We start from the raw sequence: 16915 nt of genomic DNA on the forward strand, positions 1-16915 counted from the left end.
AATTAAAATATAGGCTTAATCAATATTATGAATAGAAAGGCAGTTTTCCTGCTTAGTTCGCTGCGGACACTGGTTCGTGGTGTGGCAATTTCCGCCTTGCGGCGAGCGAGCGCGTTGAATGAGTATAAAATTGCCGAATCGTGTGTGCTTACCTTTGATTATTGCGAAGATTACTCGTACATCGTAAATCACTTGCGCGGCGTGGGATATCTGGAAGGCTGCGAATTTTTCAATATATTCAATTATTTTGCTTCAAGAGAGGTTTTTCCCGGGGAAATCCGGGGTGAATCGAGTATCGCGAGATTGCTTCGCCAAGGCAATTACGCTGAAAAAAGAAGGTGCGCGAATTGGTGTGAAAAGTATAGCTTCCCGGACGGAAGAAACGTATTTGAGTTTTACCGGCCGAACAGCGATGCTGTTTATCTGCGAGCGGTTACGTTGGGAGAAAATTTCTTATGGGACTATACGCCGGAAGTGGAACTGGTGGACGGAAACTCGTTGATTAGACGGTTCCATGGTTCTCGCGAATTTTGGGCGCATTTTATTGAAGAGGTTTCTGTAGAGGCTGAACATGTGCATGTTTTTCAGGACGCTTCTTACATAGAGAAAGGCGACACTCGGGATAAATTCTGCGCCATAAAGAAAGGAAAGAGATTCTACAATTACAGGGTCGCGCATGGGGCTACACAAGTAAATATAAGGAAAAAGGATTCTGCTGCTATTCCTTCGTGGGGTAACGTCGATGAGCATTGGAAAGATTTTACTGCTCTTGTCTTCCTTACTAATAATCAGCGCGAGCATTGGATTGCCAGTCAAGGGCAGGACAGCCGGCTGGTAGTAGTTCCCCATGAAAGTGGTATCGACGACGTGGGCTATACGGAGCGCAGCAGTGATACCTGCGTATATATAACCTCTCTGACGCCTCTAAAGCATGTCGATATGGCGATCAGGGCGTTCGCGCGGGTTGTTGAAAGTGTTCCTTCGGCGCGGTTTGAAATCTATGGGCAAGGCGGAGAGCATCAAAAGCTTGAAGAACTCATCAAAACCTTGTCTTTAGAAAGTAGCGTGTTTTTGATGGGTTATAGCATCAACGCTCAGAAGGCACTTAGAGGCGCTGCCGTGTCCATTTTGACAAGTGAGCGAGAGTCGTTCGGCATGCCCATCCTCGAGTCCTACGCTTTTTCTTGCCCTGTGGTTTCATTTGATGTGAATTATGGCCCGCATGAGCTTGTTGAAGACGGGGTAACGGGGTACAAGGTTCCGTTTGGGGCTGTTGACGATCTGGCCGCGGGGATAATTAGAATTTTGGATAAAAGTGACACCTCTACCAGATTGCGTCGAAACTGCTACATGAAATCGAAGGATTTCAGTAGAGAAAGGATATCGGAGATCTGGGGCGGATTGATTGAAGAGGCAGAGCGTGACCGCTATGGAGGCAGCCTTAAGTCGGAGCGATTCTAACGTTGTGAAAATGCTAGCTATCGTTTTCTGTATTAATGGGCAGCGTTAAGCTGCCTTTATTTTTTATGGAAGCTAATATTCTTTCGGCGCACATTTCACGGTAAGCCAATCTCTGGGCTGAGTATCCTCTCGTATCGATTCCGGTAAGCGTATTGTGCATTAACGACGAGGGCAGGCCCATGGCGATCAAGAGTGGCTGTTGATGATAGACAAGCTGCTTGTCGCCAAAGACGGCGCGCAAACGCTCAAAGTAGTCTGTGTCGCCTCCCGTTTTTACGGGGTCAAACCCACCGATTTTGCTGAGAACTGTCTCTCTCTTGAAAATCAGGGTATTTGGAGACCACTGGCGCAATGGCCAGTTCGCGGGTGAATAAAAATTGGCATCCGTTCCGAGGCGCACATATCGGCATGTCGCCGCAACGTGCTGAGGCGATTTTTCAAGCCAGGAAACTGCGGTTGCGAGACGTTGGGGATGCGACCAATCATCTGAATCCTGAAATGCTACGTACTTCTTGTCGCATAGGGGAAGCGCAATATTTTTTGCGCGGTAGGTGCCGACATTTTTTGGAAGGCGAAGAGTGCGAACGCAGCGGGGATTTTCGGCGATCAACCTCGATATTTCATACGCAGTTGCATCGGTGCTGGCATCGTCAACAATAATCAGGTCTGCTGCTACGTCGCGCTGGTTAAGCACCGAGAGAGCGGCGCTACGGATGTAGTTGGCTCCGTTGTGTACTGTCATTACCACCGAGATTTCGGGGAGATCCTGATTGGACGTTCCACTGAGTAGTTCTTTTTCCTCTGGTAGCAGATTGTTGATATCAAATGGGCCGCTTTCGTCCGCCAGCCGGATTGGCTTAAGGCCCATTTCGTTGAAATATTGATTCAGGTGGGCAAGCTTTTCGGATGGACGGTCACACGAGTTGGCGACTAGCAGGTGCTCATCTCCATTTCGCTCGTACTGCGCGAGCAAGCTGCTCGCCTTCTTGGGCTGCATGGCTGCATAGATCTGCGCAGCCAAACGCGTTTCACCTCGGTGTTGAGCCCAGTCGCCCGCGTCACTAGGAAAGAGGCGTGCAAGAAGCTTGATAGAATATTTTTCGTCTAGCCGGGTAGTGGTGGCCTGGCGGAGTGCGACATTAAGGTGCTGGCGCGCGGACTGAATGTCGCCACGGGCGTAAGCGCTCCTCGCCAGTAGCGCTGGCGTGGCCAGGTTCGAATCTTCCAGTATCAGAGACGCTCGCTCATTGAAACCACAGTCCAGCAGGCGATGTATCGACGATTGACGCGCCGGCCCCATGAGTTCGTAGGCGATACGCTGATAGGGCGAGCGCCAGCGGCCAGGGATGAGGCGGTGCAACAGCAGAAGTTCTAGCTTTTTATAGAGCATGGTTCAATGCCAAACTCCGATAGTCGTGTCAGAGATCGCCCGCAATCGGTTATCGTGGAAGCTATAGCCGGATATCGCTTTCTTCTTTCCTGAACAAATTCTTTAGATCGAACAGCACGTGGTCGGTCTTGCCTAGCTGTCTTATCTGCTCAGCTCCCATTTCTCGAAATTGGTTGTGAGCCACGGCTATGATTATTCCGTCGTACGCACCGGTCTGCGGAATCGCGAGCGTCCTGAATCCATATTCGTGAAATGCCGAGTCCGAGTTCACCCACGGGTCGTAGACATCGACCTCGACGTTGTAGCTTTGGAGTTCCTTGTATATGTCAATAACGCGCGTGTTGCGCAAGTCAGGGCAGTTCTCTTTAAAGGACAAGCCCATTATCAGCACGCGCGCGCCATCCACATGGATCCGGCGTCGTATCATCTCCTTGACTAGCTGACTTGCGGCATAAATCCCCATCGCGTCGTTCAGGCGGCGGCCCGCCAGGATGATCTCGGGGTGATAGCCGATGGACTGCGCCTTGTGGGTCAGGTAGTACGGGTCCACGCCGATGCAGTGGCCGCCCACCAGGCCCGGACGGAACGGCAGGAAGTTCCACTTGGTGCCGGCGGCCTGCAGCACGGCCTCGGTGTCGATGCCCATCTTGTTGAAGATCAGGGCCAGCTCGTTGATCAGCGCGATGTTCACGTCGCGCTGCGTGTTCTCGATGACCTTGGCGGCCTCGGCCACGCGGATGCTGGAAGCCTTGTGCGTGCCGGCGGTGATGATCTCGCGGTACAGCTGGTCGACCAGCTCGGCCACTTCGGGCGTGGAGCCGGAGGTGACCTTCTTGATCGTGTTGACGCGGTGTTCCTTGTCGCCCGGGTTGATGCGCTCGGGGCTGTAGCCGGCGTAGAAATCGACGTTGAACTTCAGGCCCGAGACGCGCTCCAGCACCGGCACGCAGTCTTCTTCGGTGGCGCCCGGATAGACGGTGGATTCGTAGATGACGATGTCGCCGCGCTTGAGCACCGCGCCGATGGTCTCGCTGGCCTTGACCAGCGGCGTCAGGTCGGGCTGCTTGTACTCATTGATTGGCGTCGGCACGGTGACGATATAAACGTTGCACTGCCGGAGGGCTTCTCGGTTGTCCGTAAACGTCAGACGCAGCGCTTCTTTGAGTTCGCCATCGCTTACTTCAAGAGTGCGATCATGGCCGGCGCGAAGCTCGGCGACACGGTCGGCGTCTATGTCAAAGCCTGTCACGTTACGCTTCTTGCCGAACTCTACGGCCAAGGGAAGTCCGACGTAGCCGAGCCCGATAATTGCGATATTGATGTTTTCTAGCCTGTTCATTTGTGCCTGGTGCCTTCCGTATTACGCGAGTATGCGGGGGAGCGCGTTTTCAACGGCCAGTTCGATTCCTGTCCGGCAATAGAAGCCGCCGTTGATCTGAGTGTCGTGGATGACGACGTTTCGGAAACTTTTGAAGAGAGAAATGTCCGGCTGCTCTTTGGCGCACCAAAATTCGTTAAGGTCACCCTGATAGGTCAGCCCGGGCATGTTGTAGATCGCGCGGCCTAGGGCTTTCGTCGGGCGGCCGTGGAGGATTGCAGAGGCGCCAACCGTACTGTTGATGGTCACCACGCCCTCGGCGGCGTTTATCAAGGTGGGCAGGTGACCTCCATCTATATACGTGAGCCGTTCCTTGACTCCGTGGGTCTTGCCGAGCTTCCGGATCTGCCGTGAATAGTTGTGCAGACCTGGATCGAGGGGGTGCGCCTTGATCAGCAGTCGAGCATGTTCAGGGGCATGCTGAGAGAAGGACTGAATCACGTGTGAAATCGCTTCACTCATATTCGAAAAGTCGGAGTGATGAGTGATCTGGGAGTCCGTAGTCAGCTGCAGGGGGAAAAGGTAATACGGGCGTTCTCCGGCGCTAACCGTTAGTCGGCGCTGCGTGCGGTGGGCGTGGTGCTTCCAGAGCTTGGCGCCCAAACTCTTGCGGACATAGCTTGCGTACTCGATCGCGGGAGAATAGGGCACATGGCGTTGGACGCCGCGATGAAGTATCGGATTCAGTCCTGCCCAGAAGTTGTAGCCAACATCGTAAGCCGCGCGTTTCCAAAAGGGAGAAATGAACGCAGAACCATTGTCGTAACGCGGAACTTCCTTGCCGCGCATGCGATAGTAGTCAGGGTCTCTGGGGAGAGTTGAATGTCCATTAACCCCATTCCTTTCCAGCGTCACCCAGTAAGGACGAAAGTATCCCTCTTCGAAGACATGTACATTGATATTTGACTGTCTGGCCAGATCGATCGCCGGCCTGTGAACGGGGCGGCAATCACCAAAAAGCACGATGTCAGTGACGCCGAGTTCTTTGTATTGCTTCAGATAGAACTCGCGCAGATCTCCGCGCGACCCGCGATATGAGGTCGCATTTGGCATGCGCCAGTAAACGCGGTCGCCAACTGTGTAGTTGATCTTGTGTACCCGGTGCCCTCGGCGCTGCAAGGCGACGGCCAGACAGCGGAAGAACGGAGAGCACACACCCTGTAGAAATAGGAATTGGCGCTTAGTGCTCATTTGGAAACCGCGAAGCCGGCTCTGGCCCAGAGCGCGATTTTGTGCCATTGGCGTTGTACATAAGTTTTGCGTACCGCAGCCAGGTTGTCTTTCTTCACCAGGTCATCGCGTTTCTTGATGATCTGCCGTAATGCGGCTTCGCATGTGGTGTAGCCTTTCAGCGTCCAATCCCAATAGATGGGGTAATGCAAAAGCGTCCCGGCAATGAGCTCTTCCAGGGAAAGTTTGCGTGGCCGTCCAGGCTCGAAATCGCGGTCCTCTGTCAGTCCCCAGCCTGCGTAGAAGGGCCGCCCGTAGACAACAACCTTCTTTCGTCTAAGCAGACCCTCAAACCCGCTCAGTGACGTCATGGTGTGCAGTTCGTCGCACGCAGCGACACAACTGACGATGGAGCTTTTCGTCTCAACCGTGTCGGCATAACGCAGCGCTTCGGCTTGGGAAATACGTCCTTTCCGGTTGCGCACCGCTACGTCCGGGTGTGGCTTATAGACAATGAACGCGCGCGGACATGCTTCCCGGGCGGCTTTCAAGAGAGATAAATTGTCCCGCACGTTTCCCGCGCCGTAGAGGATCGAGGCGTCATCTTCTACTTGACCCGGCACGAGTACGACATGGCGCCCTGGCTGTCGCCACTCCGGTTCTTGAACAGGTTCAATGTTGTACTTCGTGAGTTGATTGTCGATGATCAGTCGGCGGGCTGCGCGAGCGCGCAGCCGATCGTCGACAGTGAATGATTGTGTGCTCAGCAGCTTTTCGAGGTCGCTCGGTTGGCGGGCATCGAAGTACAGGCCGCTCTTGTCCAGCACGAGCGAATGCGCAGGAATGAAGTCAGAGCCCAGCCCAACCGACCGTATGAAACCATCTTCCATGCGGATCAGCCGTGATCCAGATACTTCGATAAGATTCTGCAGTTCCGGAACCGGTTTTGCGCCCCAGACGACAATTCTGTCCTGGGCGGTGGGTTTCAATTCTTCCGCGGCCGAAGCATCTTTGACAAAGAGGATCTTGCGGTCATCCAAGCCCAAAAACGGCGCGACATTTGTGGACTTCCATCGACGAAATCCAACGGCGATTGTCCGTCCTGGCTGATCGACCTGCATCGCCTTCTGGCGAAGCAGCCAGGCTATTACGTCGAAGATCGTGCCTGGTTGATGCGTTTCCGGATTGAGGTAGCGCGTGTAGTGCAGGTAGGCCGCAGCAAACAGCTCGTCGACATTGCGCGCGCGCTTGCGACGAGGACATTGCTGGCGGTCATCTGTTACTCCCCAGCCCGCATACCAAGGCATTCCAAAGCAGCTTACTGGCTTGTCTGCAAGCAACGCTTCAAAGCCCAGTTGCGAAGTGACGACGTATACGTGATCCATCCGCTTGACCAGGCTCATGGGATTGACCGGGTCGCGCAGTAGTATGGTGCGATCGTCAGCGGAAATGTCCGAAAAATGGCCAGCCTTGTCGCCGCGGCTAACCTCCGGATGCGTCTTTATGTAGATTGTCGCCGTCGGGTGTTCCGCGCGGGCGCAAGCCAGCATGGTGTGGAACGTACTGGCGTCCGCCATGCCATATTCGATACTGGCATCCCCTCTCGTCTGGTCGACGATCAGAACACGTGGGCGTGTCGGATCGCCCGGCAGGGCAGTCAATTCGGGAGCGGCATTGTATTTGCTCAGGTTGTGCTCGACGATCAAGCGGCGGGCAGTTTCATGCGCTTCGCCGGCGCCGGCCAGCACATCGTCAGGCGAGGACAGCAGTTTTTCCAGGTCGGAGGCGCTTAGGGACGAATAGTAGATTCCGGAATGATCTACCACCATGGACAGCGTAGGGTGGGTTGCTCCGGTACCGAAGGAGCGAAGCAGCCCATCTTCCAGCGCGATAAACGGAATATTCAGCTTTGCGGCCGTTTCTCTAGGCTTGCTGGTACTAGGGCGGTATCCCCAGCCTATGATCGCCTTGATATCGTGATTGCTGACATCTCGCACACGCCGCAGATGCGTTACTGACTGCCCCAATAGGGCCTGTAAGCAAGGGATCTGTGCGAGCTTTTTGGAGAACGTGCCGAGCACTTACTTTCCTCAGATATTCGATCGGGACCAGGTTGCCGCAGGACCGTTTGGTGTGACTTCGGGAATGATCGGATGCGTCCGACTCGGTGGTTGGCGATCAAACCCAATCAGAAAAAGCAATCAACCAATACAGCTCAACGCCTTGATCGTCGCCACGATCTGCTCTTCCGTATGCATACAAGAAATAAAAAACCGCAGCCTTGCCGACTTCTCGGGCACGGCCGGATACAGAATCGGCTGCACGTTGATCCCTTGCTTGAAGAGTTCGGCCGACGCGCGCGTGGCTTTCAGCGAGCTGCCGGTGATGGCGGGCACGACGGCCAGGCCGGTGCTGGTGCCGGTGTCTATGCCGGCGGCGCGGGCCTGTTGCAGGAAGAACCGGCCGCGGGCCTGCAGGGCGGCCACGCGGTCGGGCGATTGCTTCATCTTGCGCAGCGCCGCCAGCGACGCGGCGGCGACGCTGGGCGGCATGCCGACGCTGTACAGGAAGCCGGGGGCCAGGAATTTCAGGTGTTCGACCAGCGCGGTTTCGCCGGCGATGTAGCCGCCGCAGCCGGCCAGCGTCTTGCTCAGGGTGCCCATCCAGATGTCGACGTCCTTGCCGTCGACGCCGAAGTGTTCGCTGATGCCGTAGCCGCGTGTGCCCATGACGCCCAGGGAGTGGGCTTCGTCGACCATGAGGAAGGCGCGGTGGCGCTGCTTGACCTCGATGAAGCGCGGCAGGTCGGGGTAGTCGCCGTCCATGCTGTAGATGCCTTCCAGCACGATGAGGACGCGTTCGAACTGGCGGCGCTGGTCGTTGAGGATGGCGTCGAGCGCTTCCCAGTCGTTGTGGGGGAAGGGCAGGCGGCGCGCGCCGGAGAGCTGGATGCCCTGCAGGACGCTGTTGTGGATCAGTTCGTCGTGCAGCACCAGGTCGCGCGGGCCGAAGAGGTAGCCGATGGTGGAGACGTTGGTGGCGTGGCCGCTGACGAAGGTGATGGCGTCGTCCACGCCGTAGAGGGCGGCGATCTCGGTTTCGAGTTCGCGGTGCACGGGGCGTTCGCCCGAGACCAGGCGGCTGGCGGACACCGAGGTGCCGTAGCGGTCGATGGCGGCCTTGGCCGCGGCGATCACGTCCGGATCGCCGGACATGTTCAGGTAGTTGTAGCTGGCGTAGTTGATGTAGCCGTTGCCGCTGATCCGGGTGGCGGCGCCGGCGGTGCCTTCATGCAGTTTGAAGAAGGGGTTCTTGACGCCGAGGCGGCTGGCGCCGTCGTTGATGATGCGCAGCTGCTGGTAGCCGGGGTGGAGATGGAAGCGGTAGTGTTCCTCGGGGATCTCGGCTTTCTTTTCCGCGGGGCGCGCCAGCGCCTGGCCGGCGGGCGCGGCGGCCTGGCGCAGCTTGCGCTCCAGCGCTTGCTGGATGAGTTTGTCTTTGATGCCGGCGGCAAGGCCGGGCAGCTTTTTTACGGTGCTCAAGTCTTGCCTACTGGATCATGCGTTGCTTGGGAAGGCTGCCGTTCTGCTTGATCTCGTCGACGAATTCGGAGACCGAGCTGGCGCCGACTTCGGCGGCGTGGTGCGCGACGACCTGCTGCACGCTGGCGGTGAGGGCGTCGCCGGCGTCGTGTTCGTCGCGCAGCAGCAGCACCAGGCGTTCGGCAAGCTTGGCCGGCGTGGGGCTTTCGTTGAGCGCCATGACGGGCAGGCGGATGCCGAAGCGGTTCTCCAGCGCGACCACCAGTTCCACGCCCATGAGCGAGTCCAGGCCCATGTCGTAGACCGAGCGGGTGGCTTCGATCTTGTCGGGCGCGACGCGCAGGATTTCGCCGATCTCGGCCTTGAGCATGTCGGTGAAGCGCTCATGCAGGGCCTCGTCGTCCAGGGTGGCGATGAGGTGGGCGATGTCGTCGGCGCCGCTGTCTTCTTCGCCGGCGTCGCCGGCCTGGCGGGCGATGTCGGAGAACTTGGGCAGGCCGGAGGTGGGCAGGAAGCGGGCCAGCGCGCGCCAGTCCAGTTCCAGCACGCCGAGGCCGGAGGCGTCGGCGGCCAGCATGGCTTCGAGCGCGTCCAGCGCGGTCTGGGAGGCCAGGGCGCCGCCGCCCATGCGGCTTTGCAGGGCGTCCTTGATTTTTTCGTTGCGGGCCAGGAAGCCCACGTCGTCGATGGCGCCCCAGCGCACGCAGGTGGCCGGCAGGCCTTCGGCGCGGCGCTGGGCGGCGAGGCGTTCGAGCCAGGCGTTGGCGGCGACGTAGTTGCTTTGCCCCGGGTTGCCGAAGAGGGTGGTGGCCGAGGAATAGCAGATGAAGAGGTCCAGCGGCAGCGCGCGGGTCAGTTCGTGCAGGTGCTGCGCGCCCAGGACCTTGGCGGCCAGGGTGCGCTGGATCTGTTCGGCGTTGGCGCTGCGGGCCAGGCCGTCGTCGATGACCACGGCGGCGTGGACCACGCCCTTGAGCGGCGGCAGCGTGGCGGCGGTGTCCAGCAGCAGGCCGGCCAGGGCGTCGCGGTCGGTGACGTCGCAGGCGGCGGCGTGGACGCGCACGCCCTGTGCTTCGAAGGCGGCGATGGCGGCTTTCGCGGCGTCGTTGGCGGGTCCGCTGCGGCTGATCAGGATCAGGTTGCGCGCGCCGCGCTCGGCCAGCCATTGCGCGGTGCGCAGGCCGAAGCCGCCCAGGCCGCCGGTGACCAGGTAGCTGGCGTCGGCCGGCAGCGCCAGGCTGTGATCGGCCTGGGCCGCCGGATGGTGCACGCCGCTGATGCCGTTGCGGTAGGTGACCACGATCTTGCCGATCTGGCGCGCCTGCTGCATGTAGCGGAAGGCGTCGACGATGTCGTTGGCGTCGAAGACGGTGTAGGGCAGCGGATGCAGCGCGCCCTGGCGGAAGAGCGCCATCATCTCCGCGAACAGGCGCTGGGTGAGGTCGGGGCGCTCGTTCATCAGCTGGTCGGCGTCGATGCCGAAATAGCTGATGTTGTTGCGGAACGGGCGCAGGCCGATGCGCGTGTTCTCGTAGAAGTCGCGCTTGCCCAGTTCGAGGAAGCGGCCGAAGGGCTTGAGCACCCGCAGGTTGCGGTTGACGGCTTCGCCGGCCAGGGAGTTGAGCACCACGTCCACGCCGCGTCCGTCGGTGTCGGCGAGGATCTCGTCGGCGTAGGACAGCGAGCGCGAGTCGTAGATGTGGCGCACGCCCAGCAGGCGCAGCAGGTCGCGTTTTTCGTCGGAGCCGGCGGTGGCGTAGATCTCGGCGCCCAGCCATTGGGCGAACTGGATGGCGGCGATGCCGACGCCGCCGGCCGCGCCGTGGATCAGGATCTTCTCGCCTTCTTCGAGGCGCGCCAGGTGGTGCAGCGCGTAGTAGACGGTGAAGAAGGTGCTGGGAATGGTGGCCGCGGCTTCGAACGAGAAGCCTTCGGGGATGTGCGAGATGGCGCTGGGGCGGGTCAGCACGCGGTCGCCGAAGCTGGCCGGGCCGAAGCCCACGACCGCGTCGCCGACCTGGTAGCCGGCCGCGTCCGGGCCGACGCGGGTGACCGTGCCGGCGAACTCCAGGCCCAGGGTGGGGCCGGCGAAACCGTTCTCGATGGCTTCGTCGGACAGCAGGCCCAGGGCGTACATGACGTCGCGGAAGTTCAGGCCGGTGGCTTCGATGCGCACTTCGAGCTGGTCGCCGGCGGGCGCCGGGGCGGGGCAGGCTTCCCAGCGCAGGTTGCGCAGCTGGCCGGGGAATTCGAAGCCCAGGCGCACGGCGTGCGCCCCGGTGGCCTGGCTGGCCGGCGCCGGACGCGCGGCGAGGCGCAGGCGCGGCGCATAGCGTTCGCCGTCGGGGCCCAGCAGGATTTCGTCTTCGTCGTCCATGGCGGACAATTCGCGCGCCAGGGCGTCGGCCAGGCCGCCGGCATGGGCCAGCGGCAGGTCCACCATGCGGATGCGGAAGTTCGACGCCTCGTTGGCCAGGGTGCGGCCATAGCCCCACAGGGCGGCGTCGTTGAGCGCGTGCATGGCGGCGGGGGCCGGCGCATGGCGCAGGTATTGCGCGGCGTCGGCGGTGACCAGCCACACGGTGGCCGGCGTCTGGGTGCGTTCGCAGGCCTGGATGACGGCGGCGGCAAGCGCGCAGCGGCGGGTCTGCTTGGCCAGCAGCTCGTCGGGCGTTTCGTGGGCGTCGGCCCAGGCCAGGCCGTCGAGGTGCACGATGTGTTCGACCGGACCGTCGGCGTCGCCGGCCAGCAGGGCGTCCAGCGCCTCGGGCGCGACGCCGGTCTCCAGGCGCACCTGGTGGCCGGCCGCGGCCAGGCTGGCCTGCAGCGCGGGCGCCAGGCCGGCGCCGTGTTCCGGGTTGCGGTCGGCCAGGATCAGCCAGCGCGCCGGCGTGGCGGGCTGCGCCGCGGTGTCGGCCGACTGCGCGGCCTCGAGGCTGGCGGTCAGCAGATAGGCGCCGGTGGCCGGCGATTGGCTGAATTCCAGCGGGCTGTCGCATTGCAGGCCCAGGGATTGCAGGGTTTCCTGCCAGAAGGCGGCAGGCTGCTGGGTGGAGAGCTGTTCGCCGTTCTCGCCGGCCTGCCACCATTGCTGGCGCGCGCCGAAGACGAAGTCGGCCCAGGCTGCCGGATGGGCGCCGCAGAACAGCAGCACGCCGCCCGCGCGCAGGCTGGCGCGGGCGTGCTTGAGCGCGGCCAGGGCCGCGTCCAGGGTGTCGAATTCGCAGTGGAAGATGACGAGGTCGCAGCGCGCGGCCGGGGCGTCGCCGTCTTCGCCGATGCGTTCGGTGCGGGCGTTGGGATGGCGTTCCGCCTGCTGGTGGCCGACGTGGTCCAGCATGTCGGCGTCGGGCGAGGCGTAGCAGTAGTCGGCGACGTTGAAGTCCAGCGCGTCGCAGCAGTTGAAGTTGAAGAGCGGCGCGGCCTGGCCGACTTCCATGACGCTCAGGCGCTGGCCGGGCAGGCGGGCCGCCTGGGCCTGTTGCAGCACCGCGCGCAGGGCCGTGCCCAGGCGCTGGCCGCTGGCCGCGCCGAGCAGGCTGCGGTTGATGACGGCCGGCGTGGTGGCGCGCGGGCAGATCTGGTCGACGTCGGCCTCTCCGCGCAGCAGCGCGGGCAGGTGCAGGCCGATGCGGCCCACGGCGTGGACGATCTGCGCGTGGTCGGGGTATTCGCGCAGCAGCGTGTTCCAGATGTCGGTGGCGCCGCCTTCGCCGTTGTCGTCGGCGGGCAGCGCGATGCCGGCCGCCTGCGCTTCGACGTAGCCGGCGGCCGTCAGGCGGGCGGCGATATGTCGCAGCAGGGGCGCGGCCTGCGGGGCGTGGCGGCCCAGTTCGGTGATCAGGGCCTGCGGCAGCAGGCGGCCGTCGGGCGCGATGGCGCGCAAGGCGTCCAGCGCGAAGCTGTCGCACAGGCTTTCCAGCAGCGGATCGACTTCGTCGGCATAGCGCGCGTGCGCGCCGCCTTCGGTGCAGGCGGCGACGGCTTCGGCCAGCGCGGCGCGCAGGGTCTGGAGTTCGACCGGGTTGGGGCCGAACGGCGCGCGCGGACGCGGCGTGGCGACGCTGTCCAGGAAGCTGAGGTGGTCGGCCGCGGCCTTGCGCAGGCGGATGCTGCGAAAGCGCGCCTGTTCGACGGCGGCGATCTGCTCGCCGGCGGCGTTGTACAGCTCGAAGCTGGCGGTCAGCGAATGCGGGGCGCGGCGCTCCAGGCGCACGCGCGCGGCGGCCGGCTGGCCGGCGTTGGCGCGCAGGCTCAGGCGTCCGATCTTGGCGGGCACGTAGGCGATGCCCAGGCCCATGGCCGGGTCGTCGCGCAGCAGCTGGATGATGAGCTGGAACGCGCAGTCCAGCAGCGCCGGGTGCAGGTGGGCGGTTTCGAGTTCGGCGGCCAGGCAGGGCTGGGGCTCGAGCACGGCCAGCACGCTGGCGTCGGACTCCAGCCAGCCGTGCTTGACGGCGCGGAAGGCCGGGCCGTAGTCCAGGCCCACGGCGCGGGTCAGCGCGTTGTGGCTGTCGCCGGTGAAGTCGGGCGCGCGTTCCGGCAGGACCAGGGCGGGCCGGGTCAGCCGGGTCAGGCGCGGCTCGCGCAACAGGCGGCCGCTGGCGTGCCGGGTCCAGGGTTCGGTGCTGCCGGTTTCCTTGGACGTGATGCGGAAACGGCCGTCGCCGTCATCGAGCAGCAGGCGCAGCAGCTTGCCGGGAGCGGCACTGAGCAGCAGCGGCGCGTGGATTTCCAGCTCTTCCAGTTCGGCGCAGTCGGTGGCGCCGCCTTGCCAGCGCAGCGCGGCGGCCAGCGCGATTTCGGCGAAGCCGGTGCCGGGAAACACGACCGCGTCGCCGACGACGTGGTCGGCCAGCGTGGGATGGGATTGCGTGTCGAGCCGGTTCTCCCAGGTGTGCTCGTGCTGCTGCATGGGATAGCCCAGCAGCGGGTGCGCCAGCCGGCGCGTGAGCAGGCCCTGGGATTCGGGGGTGACCGGGTGCCAGTGGCGTTCGCGCTGCCAGGGATAGGTCGGCAGTTCGACCGGCGCGCCGGCCCACGGGAACAGCGACTGCAGGTCGAGCTGGCCGCCGCTGACGATGGCCTGGCCGGCGGCGTTCCAGATTTTCTCGGGATCGTCGCCGCCGCGCGTGGCGGTGCTGAGCACGCGGCCTTGCAGGTCGCCGGCCTTGAGGGCGTCGTTCAGGTACGAGCGCAGCACCGGGTGCGGGCCGACTTCGACGTAGACGTTATTGCCTTCGGCCACCAGCTGCTGCGCGGCCTGTTCGAAGCGCACGGCTTCGCGCACGTTGCGCCACCAGTAGCCGGCGTCCAGCCCGGCGCCGTCCAGCGGCGCGCCGGTGACGGTGGAATAAAAGGGCACGTCGGCCGCGCGCGGTGCGATGCCGGCCAGCGATTCGCGGATGCCGGCCTCGATGGCGTCCATGGCCGGGCTGTGGAAGGCGTAGTCCAGGTCCAGGCGGCGATGGAACAGGGATTGTTCGGCCAGCGCCGCTTCCAGCACCGCCAGCGCTTCGGGCGCGCCGGCCAGGGTGGCGCCGCGGCCGCTGTTGAAGCCGGCCACGCACACGCTTGCGCCCAGGCCATGTTCGGCGATCAGGGCCAGCGCTTCTTCGCCGCTGACGCCCACGGCCGTCATGCGGCCTTGGCCCTTGGTCTGACCCTGCAGGCGGCTGCGCTGGAAGATGACGCGCACCGCGTCGGGCAGCGACAGCGCGCCGCAGGCCCAGGCGGCGGCGACTTCGCCCACGCTGTGGCCGATCACGGCCGACGGCACCACGCCGTGCTGGGCCAGCATGCGGGTGATGCCGACCTGCAGCGCAAAGAGCGCGGGCTGGGCGATTTCGGTGCGTTCGTAGCGGTCGTCGCCGTTCTCGCCGGCCAGTTCCTTGTGCAGCGAGAAGTCGGCGTACTGGGCGAACAGCGCATCCACTTCGTCGATGGCGGCGGCGAACACCGGATCGGCCAGCAGCCGGCGGCCCATGTTGGCCCATTGCGAGCCGTTGCCGGAATAGACCAGCACCGGGCCGCGCGCGGCGGGCAGCGCGCTGCCGGCGACCAGGCCGGGCTTGGCGTCGCCGCTGTCGGCGTATTGCTGCAGCAGGTCGGCCACCGCGTTGCACTGGGTGCCGAACACCACGGCGCGCTCGCCGTGCCAGTCGCGGCGCATGGCGGCGTGGTAGGCGGCGTTGTACAGGAACTTGGCGGGCTGGTCGCGCAGCGTCTGCGCCATCCGGCCGGCCGCGGCCCGCAGCGCGGGCAGGGTCTTGCCCGAGACCACAACGGGGATCGGGGCGGTCTTGGCCATCTTGCCTTCGGCGGCCGGGCTGCGCGGCGGGGCGCTTTCCAGGATGACGTGCGCGTTGGCGCCGCCGAAGCCGAAGGAGTTCACGCCCACCACCAGCTTGCCGGCGGGGCGCAGCTTGCGGTTCTGCGTGACGACGTCGAGGTTCCAGTCCTGGAACTCGATCTTGGGATTGAGGGTCTTGATGCCGATGGTGGCGGGCACCTCGCGGTGGCGCAGCACGTACAGGGCCTTGACCAGGCCGGCCACGCCGGAAGCGGCTTCCAGGTGGCCCAGGTTGCTCTTGACCGAGCCGATGGGCAGCGGCGCGTCCTTGCCGCGCTGCTGGGCCAGGGCCAGGCCGATGGCGCGGGTTTCGATCGGATCGCCGACCGCGGTGCCGGTGCCGTGCGCTTCCAGATAGTCGATCTCGGCGGGCGAGATGCCGGCCTGTTCGTAGACCTGGCGCATCAGCGCGGCCTGGGCCTGCACGCTGGGCACGGTGAGGCCGGACTTGCGGCCGTCGGTGTTGACGGCGCTGCCGGCCACCACGGCCAGGATGGCGTCGCCGTCGGCGACCGCCTGGTCGTAGTCCTTCAGCACGAAGATGCCGCCGCCTTCGGAACGGACGTAGCCGTCGCCGGAGGCGTCGAAGACGTTGCAGCGCCCGCGCGGCGACAGCATGGACGCCTTGGAGAAGGTGATGAAGCCGTAGGGGTGCAGGTGCAGGCTGACGCCGCCGGCCAGCGCCTGGGTGCATTCGCCCGACAGGATGGCGCGGCATGCCTGGTGGAAGGCGACCAGCGAGGACGAGCAGGCCGTGTCCATGGCGATGCTGGGGCCGCGCAGGTCGAAGAAGTAGGAGAGGCGGTTGGCGGCGATGCTGGCGGTGTTGCCGGTCGCCATCGAGGCGTCGACGGCGTTCAGGTCTTCGGCCAGCCGGTAGGCGTAGTCGGAGCTGGCGATGCCGATATACACGCCGCAGTCCGAACCGCGCAGGGTGGAGGGCGCGATGCCGGCGTCTTCCAGGGCTTCCCAGCTCATTTCGAGCAGCAGGCGCTGCTGCGGGTCCATCAGCGCGGCTTCGCGCGGCGAGATGCCGAAGAACCCTGCGTCGAACCCGGAGACGTCGCCGATGGAGCCGGCGGCAAAGGTGTAGGCGGTGCCGGGATGGTCTTTGGCGGGATGCAGGTAGGCGTCGGCGGACCAGCGGTCCTGTTCGACGTGGGTGACCAGGTCGCGGCCTTCCAGCAGGGCCGGCCAGTAGCTGTCATGGGTGGTGCTGGGAAACCGAAACGAAAGTCCAACGACGGCAACGCGCTTACGCATGCAGAGTCCTTCTGGCCCCGCCACGCGGCGGGGGATGGTAAATGAGGGCGGTCGAACCGCAATGGCGGTCGGGGCCGGCCGAGGCTGCGGCGCCGGGACGGCCGGCGGCTGCGACGATCGGGAGTGCGGGAAGCCCGCGCCGGAAAATCAGGCGCGGGATAGACGGCCTGGGATGGCCGGAAGCTCCCGTCCAGGCGCTGCGAATAGCGTTATGGCGACGCCGGCGCCGCGGTTGCGCCGAAGCCGGGGCGCGAGAGTATTGCTCTGCATTCTCATTTTTTATTTTGTCGATCTGGCGACGAGATATGGCCTGCCGAACCTGCTCGATAACCGGCGAGCATGGTTTGGACGCGGGCGAA

At 63.4% G+C, this 16915-nt stretch carries 7 protein-coding genes; 1 reads left to right on the plus strand and 6 read right to left on the minus strand.

The features are described 5' to 3' along the window. Positions 1-81 precede the first annotated feature (81 nt). The gene (locus AC1M14_RS12940) at positions 82-1461 is read left to right on the plus strand and encodes a glycosyltransferase (RefSeq protein WP_479731735.1); all 1380 of its coding nucleotides are present in this window, start codon (positions 82-84) and stop codon (positions 1459-1461) included. 13 nt (positions 1462-1474) lie between these two features. Here AC1M14_RS12940 and AC1M14_RS12945 read toward each other — a convergent pair whose 3' ends face one another. The 6 genes from AC1M14_RS12945 to AC1M14_RS12970 all read right to left on the minus strand — a co-directional run bounded on the left by AC1M14_RS12945 (position 1475) and on the right by AC1M14_RS12970 (position 16556). Next, a complete protein-coding gene (locus tag AC1M14_RS12945; protein WP_479731736.1) occupies positions 1475-2851 on the minus strand; it encodes a glycosyltransferase family 2 protein in 1377 nt (458 codons plus the stop codon). 61 nt (positions 2852-2912) lie between these two features. Next, positions 2913-4190, minus strand: a complete 1278-nt coding sequence (gene tviB, locus AC1M14_RS12950) for a Vi polysaccharide biosynthesis UDP-N-acetylglucosamine C-6 dehydrogenase TviB (protein WP_479731737.1) — start codon at positions 4188-4190, stop codon at positions 2913-2915. 21 nt (positions 4191-4211) lie between these two features. After that, positions 4212-5420 (minus strand): capsule biosynthesis protein, encoded by a 1209-nt coding sequence (locus tag AC1M14_RS12955; RefSeq protein ID WP_479731738.1) that lies wholly within the window; start codon positions 5418-5420, stop codon positions 4212-4214. Continuing rightward, positions 5417-7480, minus strand: coding sequence for a capsular polysaccharide biosynthesis protein (locus AC1M14_RS12960; protein ID WP_479731739.1), 2064 nt, complete (start codon positions 7478-7480; stop codon positions 5417-5419). Before AC1M14_RS12960 ends, AC1M14_RS12955 begins: the two co-directional genes overlap by 4 nt. 120 nt (positions 7481-7600) lie before the next feature. Next, positions 7601-8941: an aminotransferase class I/II-fold pyridoxal phosphate-dependent enzyme gene (locus AC1M14_RS12965; RefSeq protein WP_479731740.1), complete on the minus strand. Its 1341-nt coding sequence runs from the start codon at positions 8939-8941 to the stop codon at positions 7601-7603. A gap of 7 nt (positions 8942-8948) precedes the next feature. After that, on the minus strand, positions 8949-16556 hold the full coding sequence (locus AC1M14_RS12970; RefSeq protein WP_479731741.1) for an SDR family NAD(P)-dependent oxidoreductase: 7608 nt from the start codon (positions 16554-16556) through the stop codon (positions 8949-8951). Between the last annotated feature and the right edge of the window lie 359 nt (positions 16557-16915).

This window comes from Achromobacter sp. SX5 (assembly GCF_056711425.1).

Coding starts and splice junctions, on each gene's coding strand:
- AC1M14_RS12945 (WP_479731736.1), bottom strand. CDS start 2,851: ATGCTCTATAAAAAGCTAGAACTTCTGCTGTTGCACCGCCTCATCCCT.
- tviB (WP_479731737.1), bottom strand. CDS start 4,190: ATGAACAGGCTAGAAAACATCAATATCGCAATTATCGGGCTCGGCTAC.
- AC1M14_RS12955 (WP_479731738.1), bottom strand. CDS start 5,420: ATGAGCACTAAGCGCCAATTCCTATTTCTACAGGGTGTGTGCTCTCCG.
- AC1M14_RS12970 (WP_479731741.1), bottom strand. CDS start 16,556: ATGCGTAAGCGCGTTGCCGTCGTTGGACTTTCGTTTCGGTTTCCCAGC.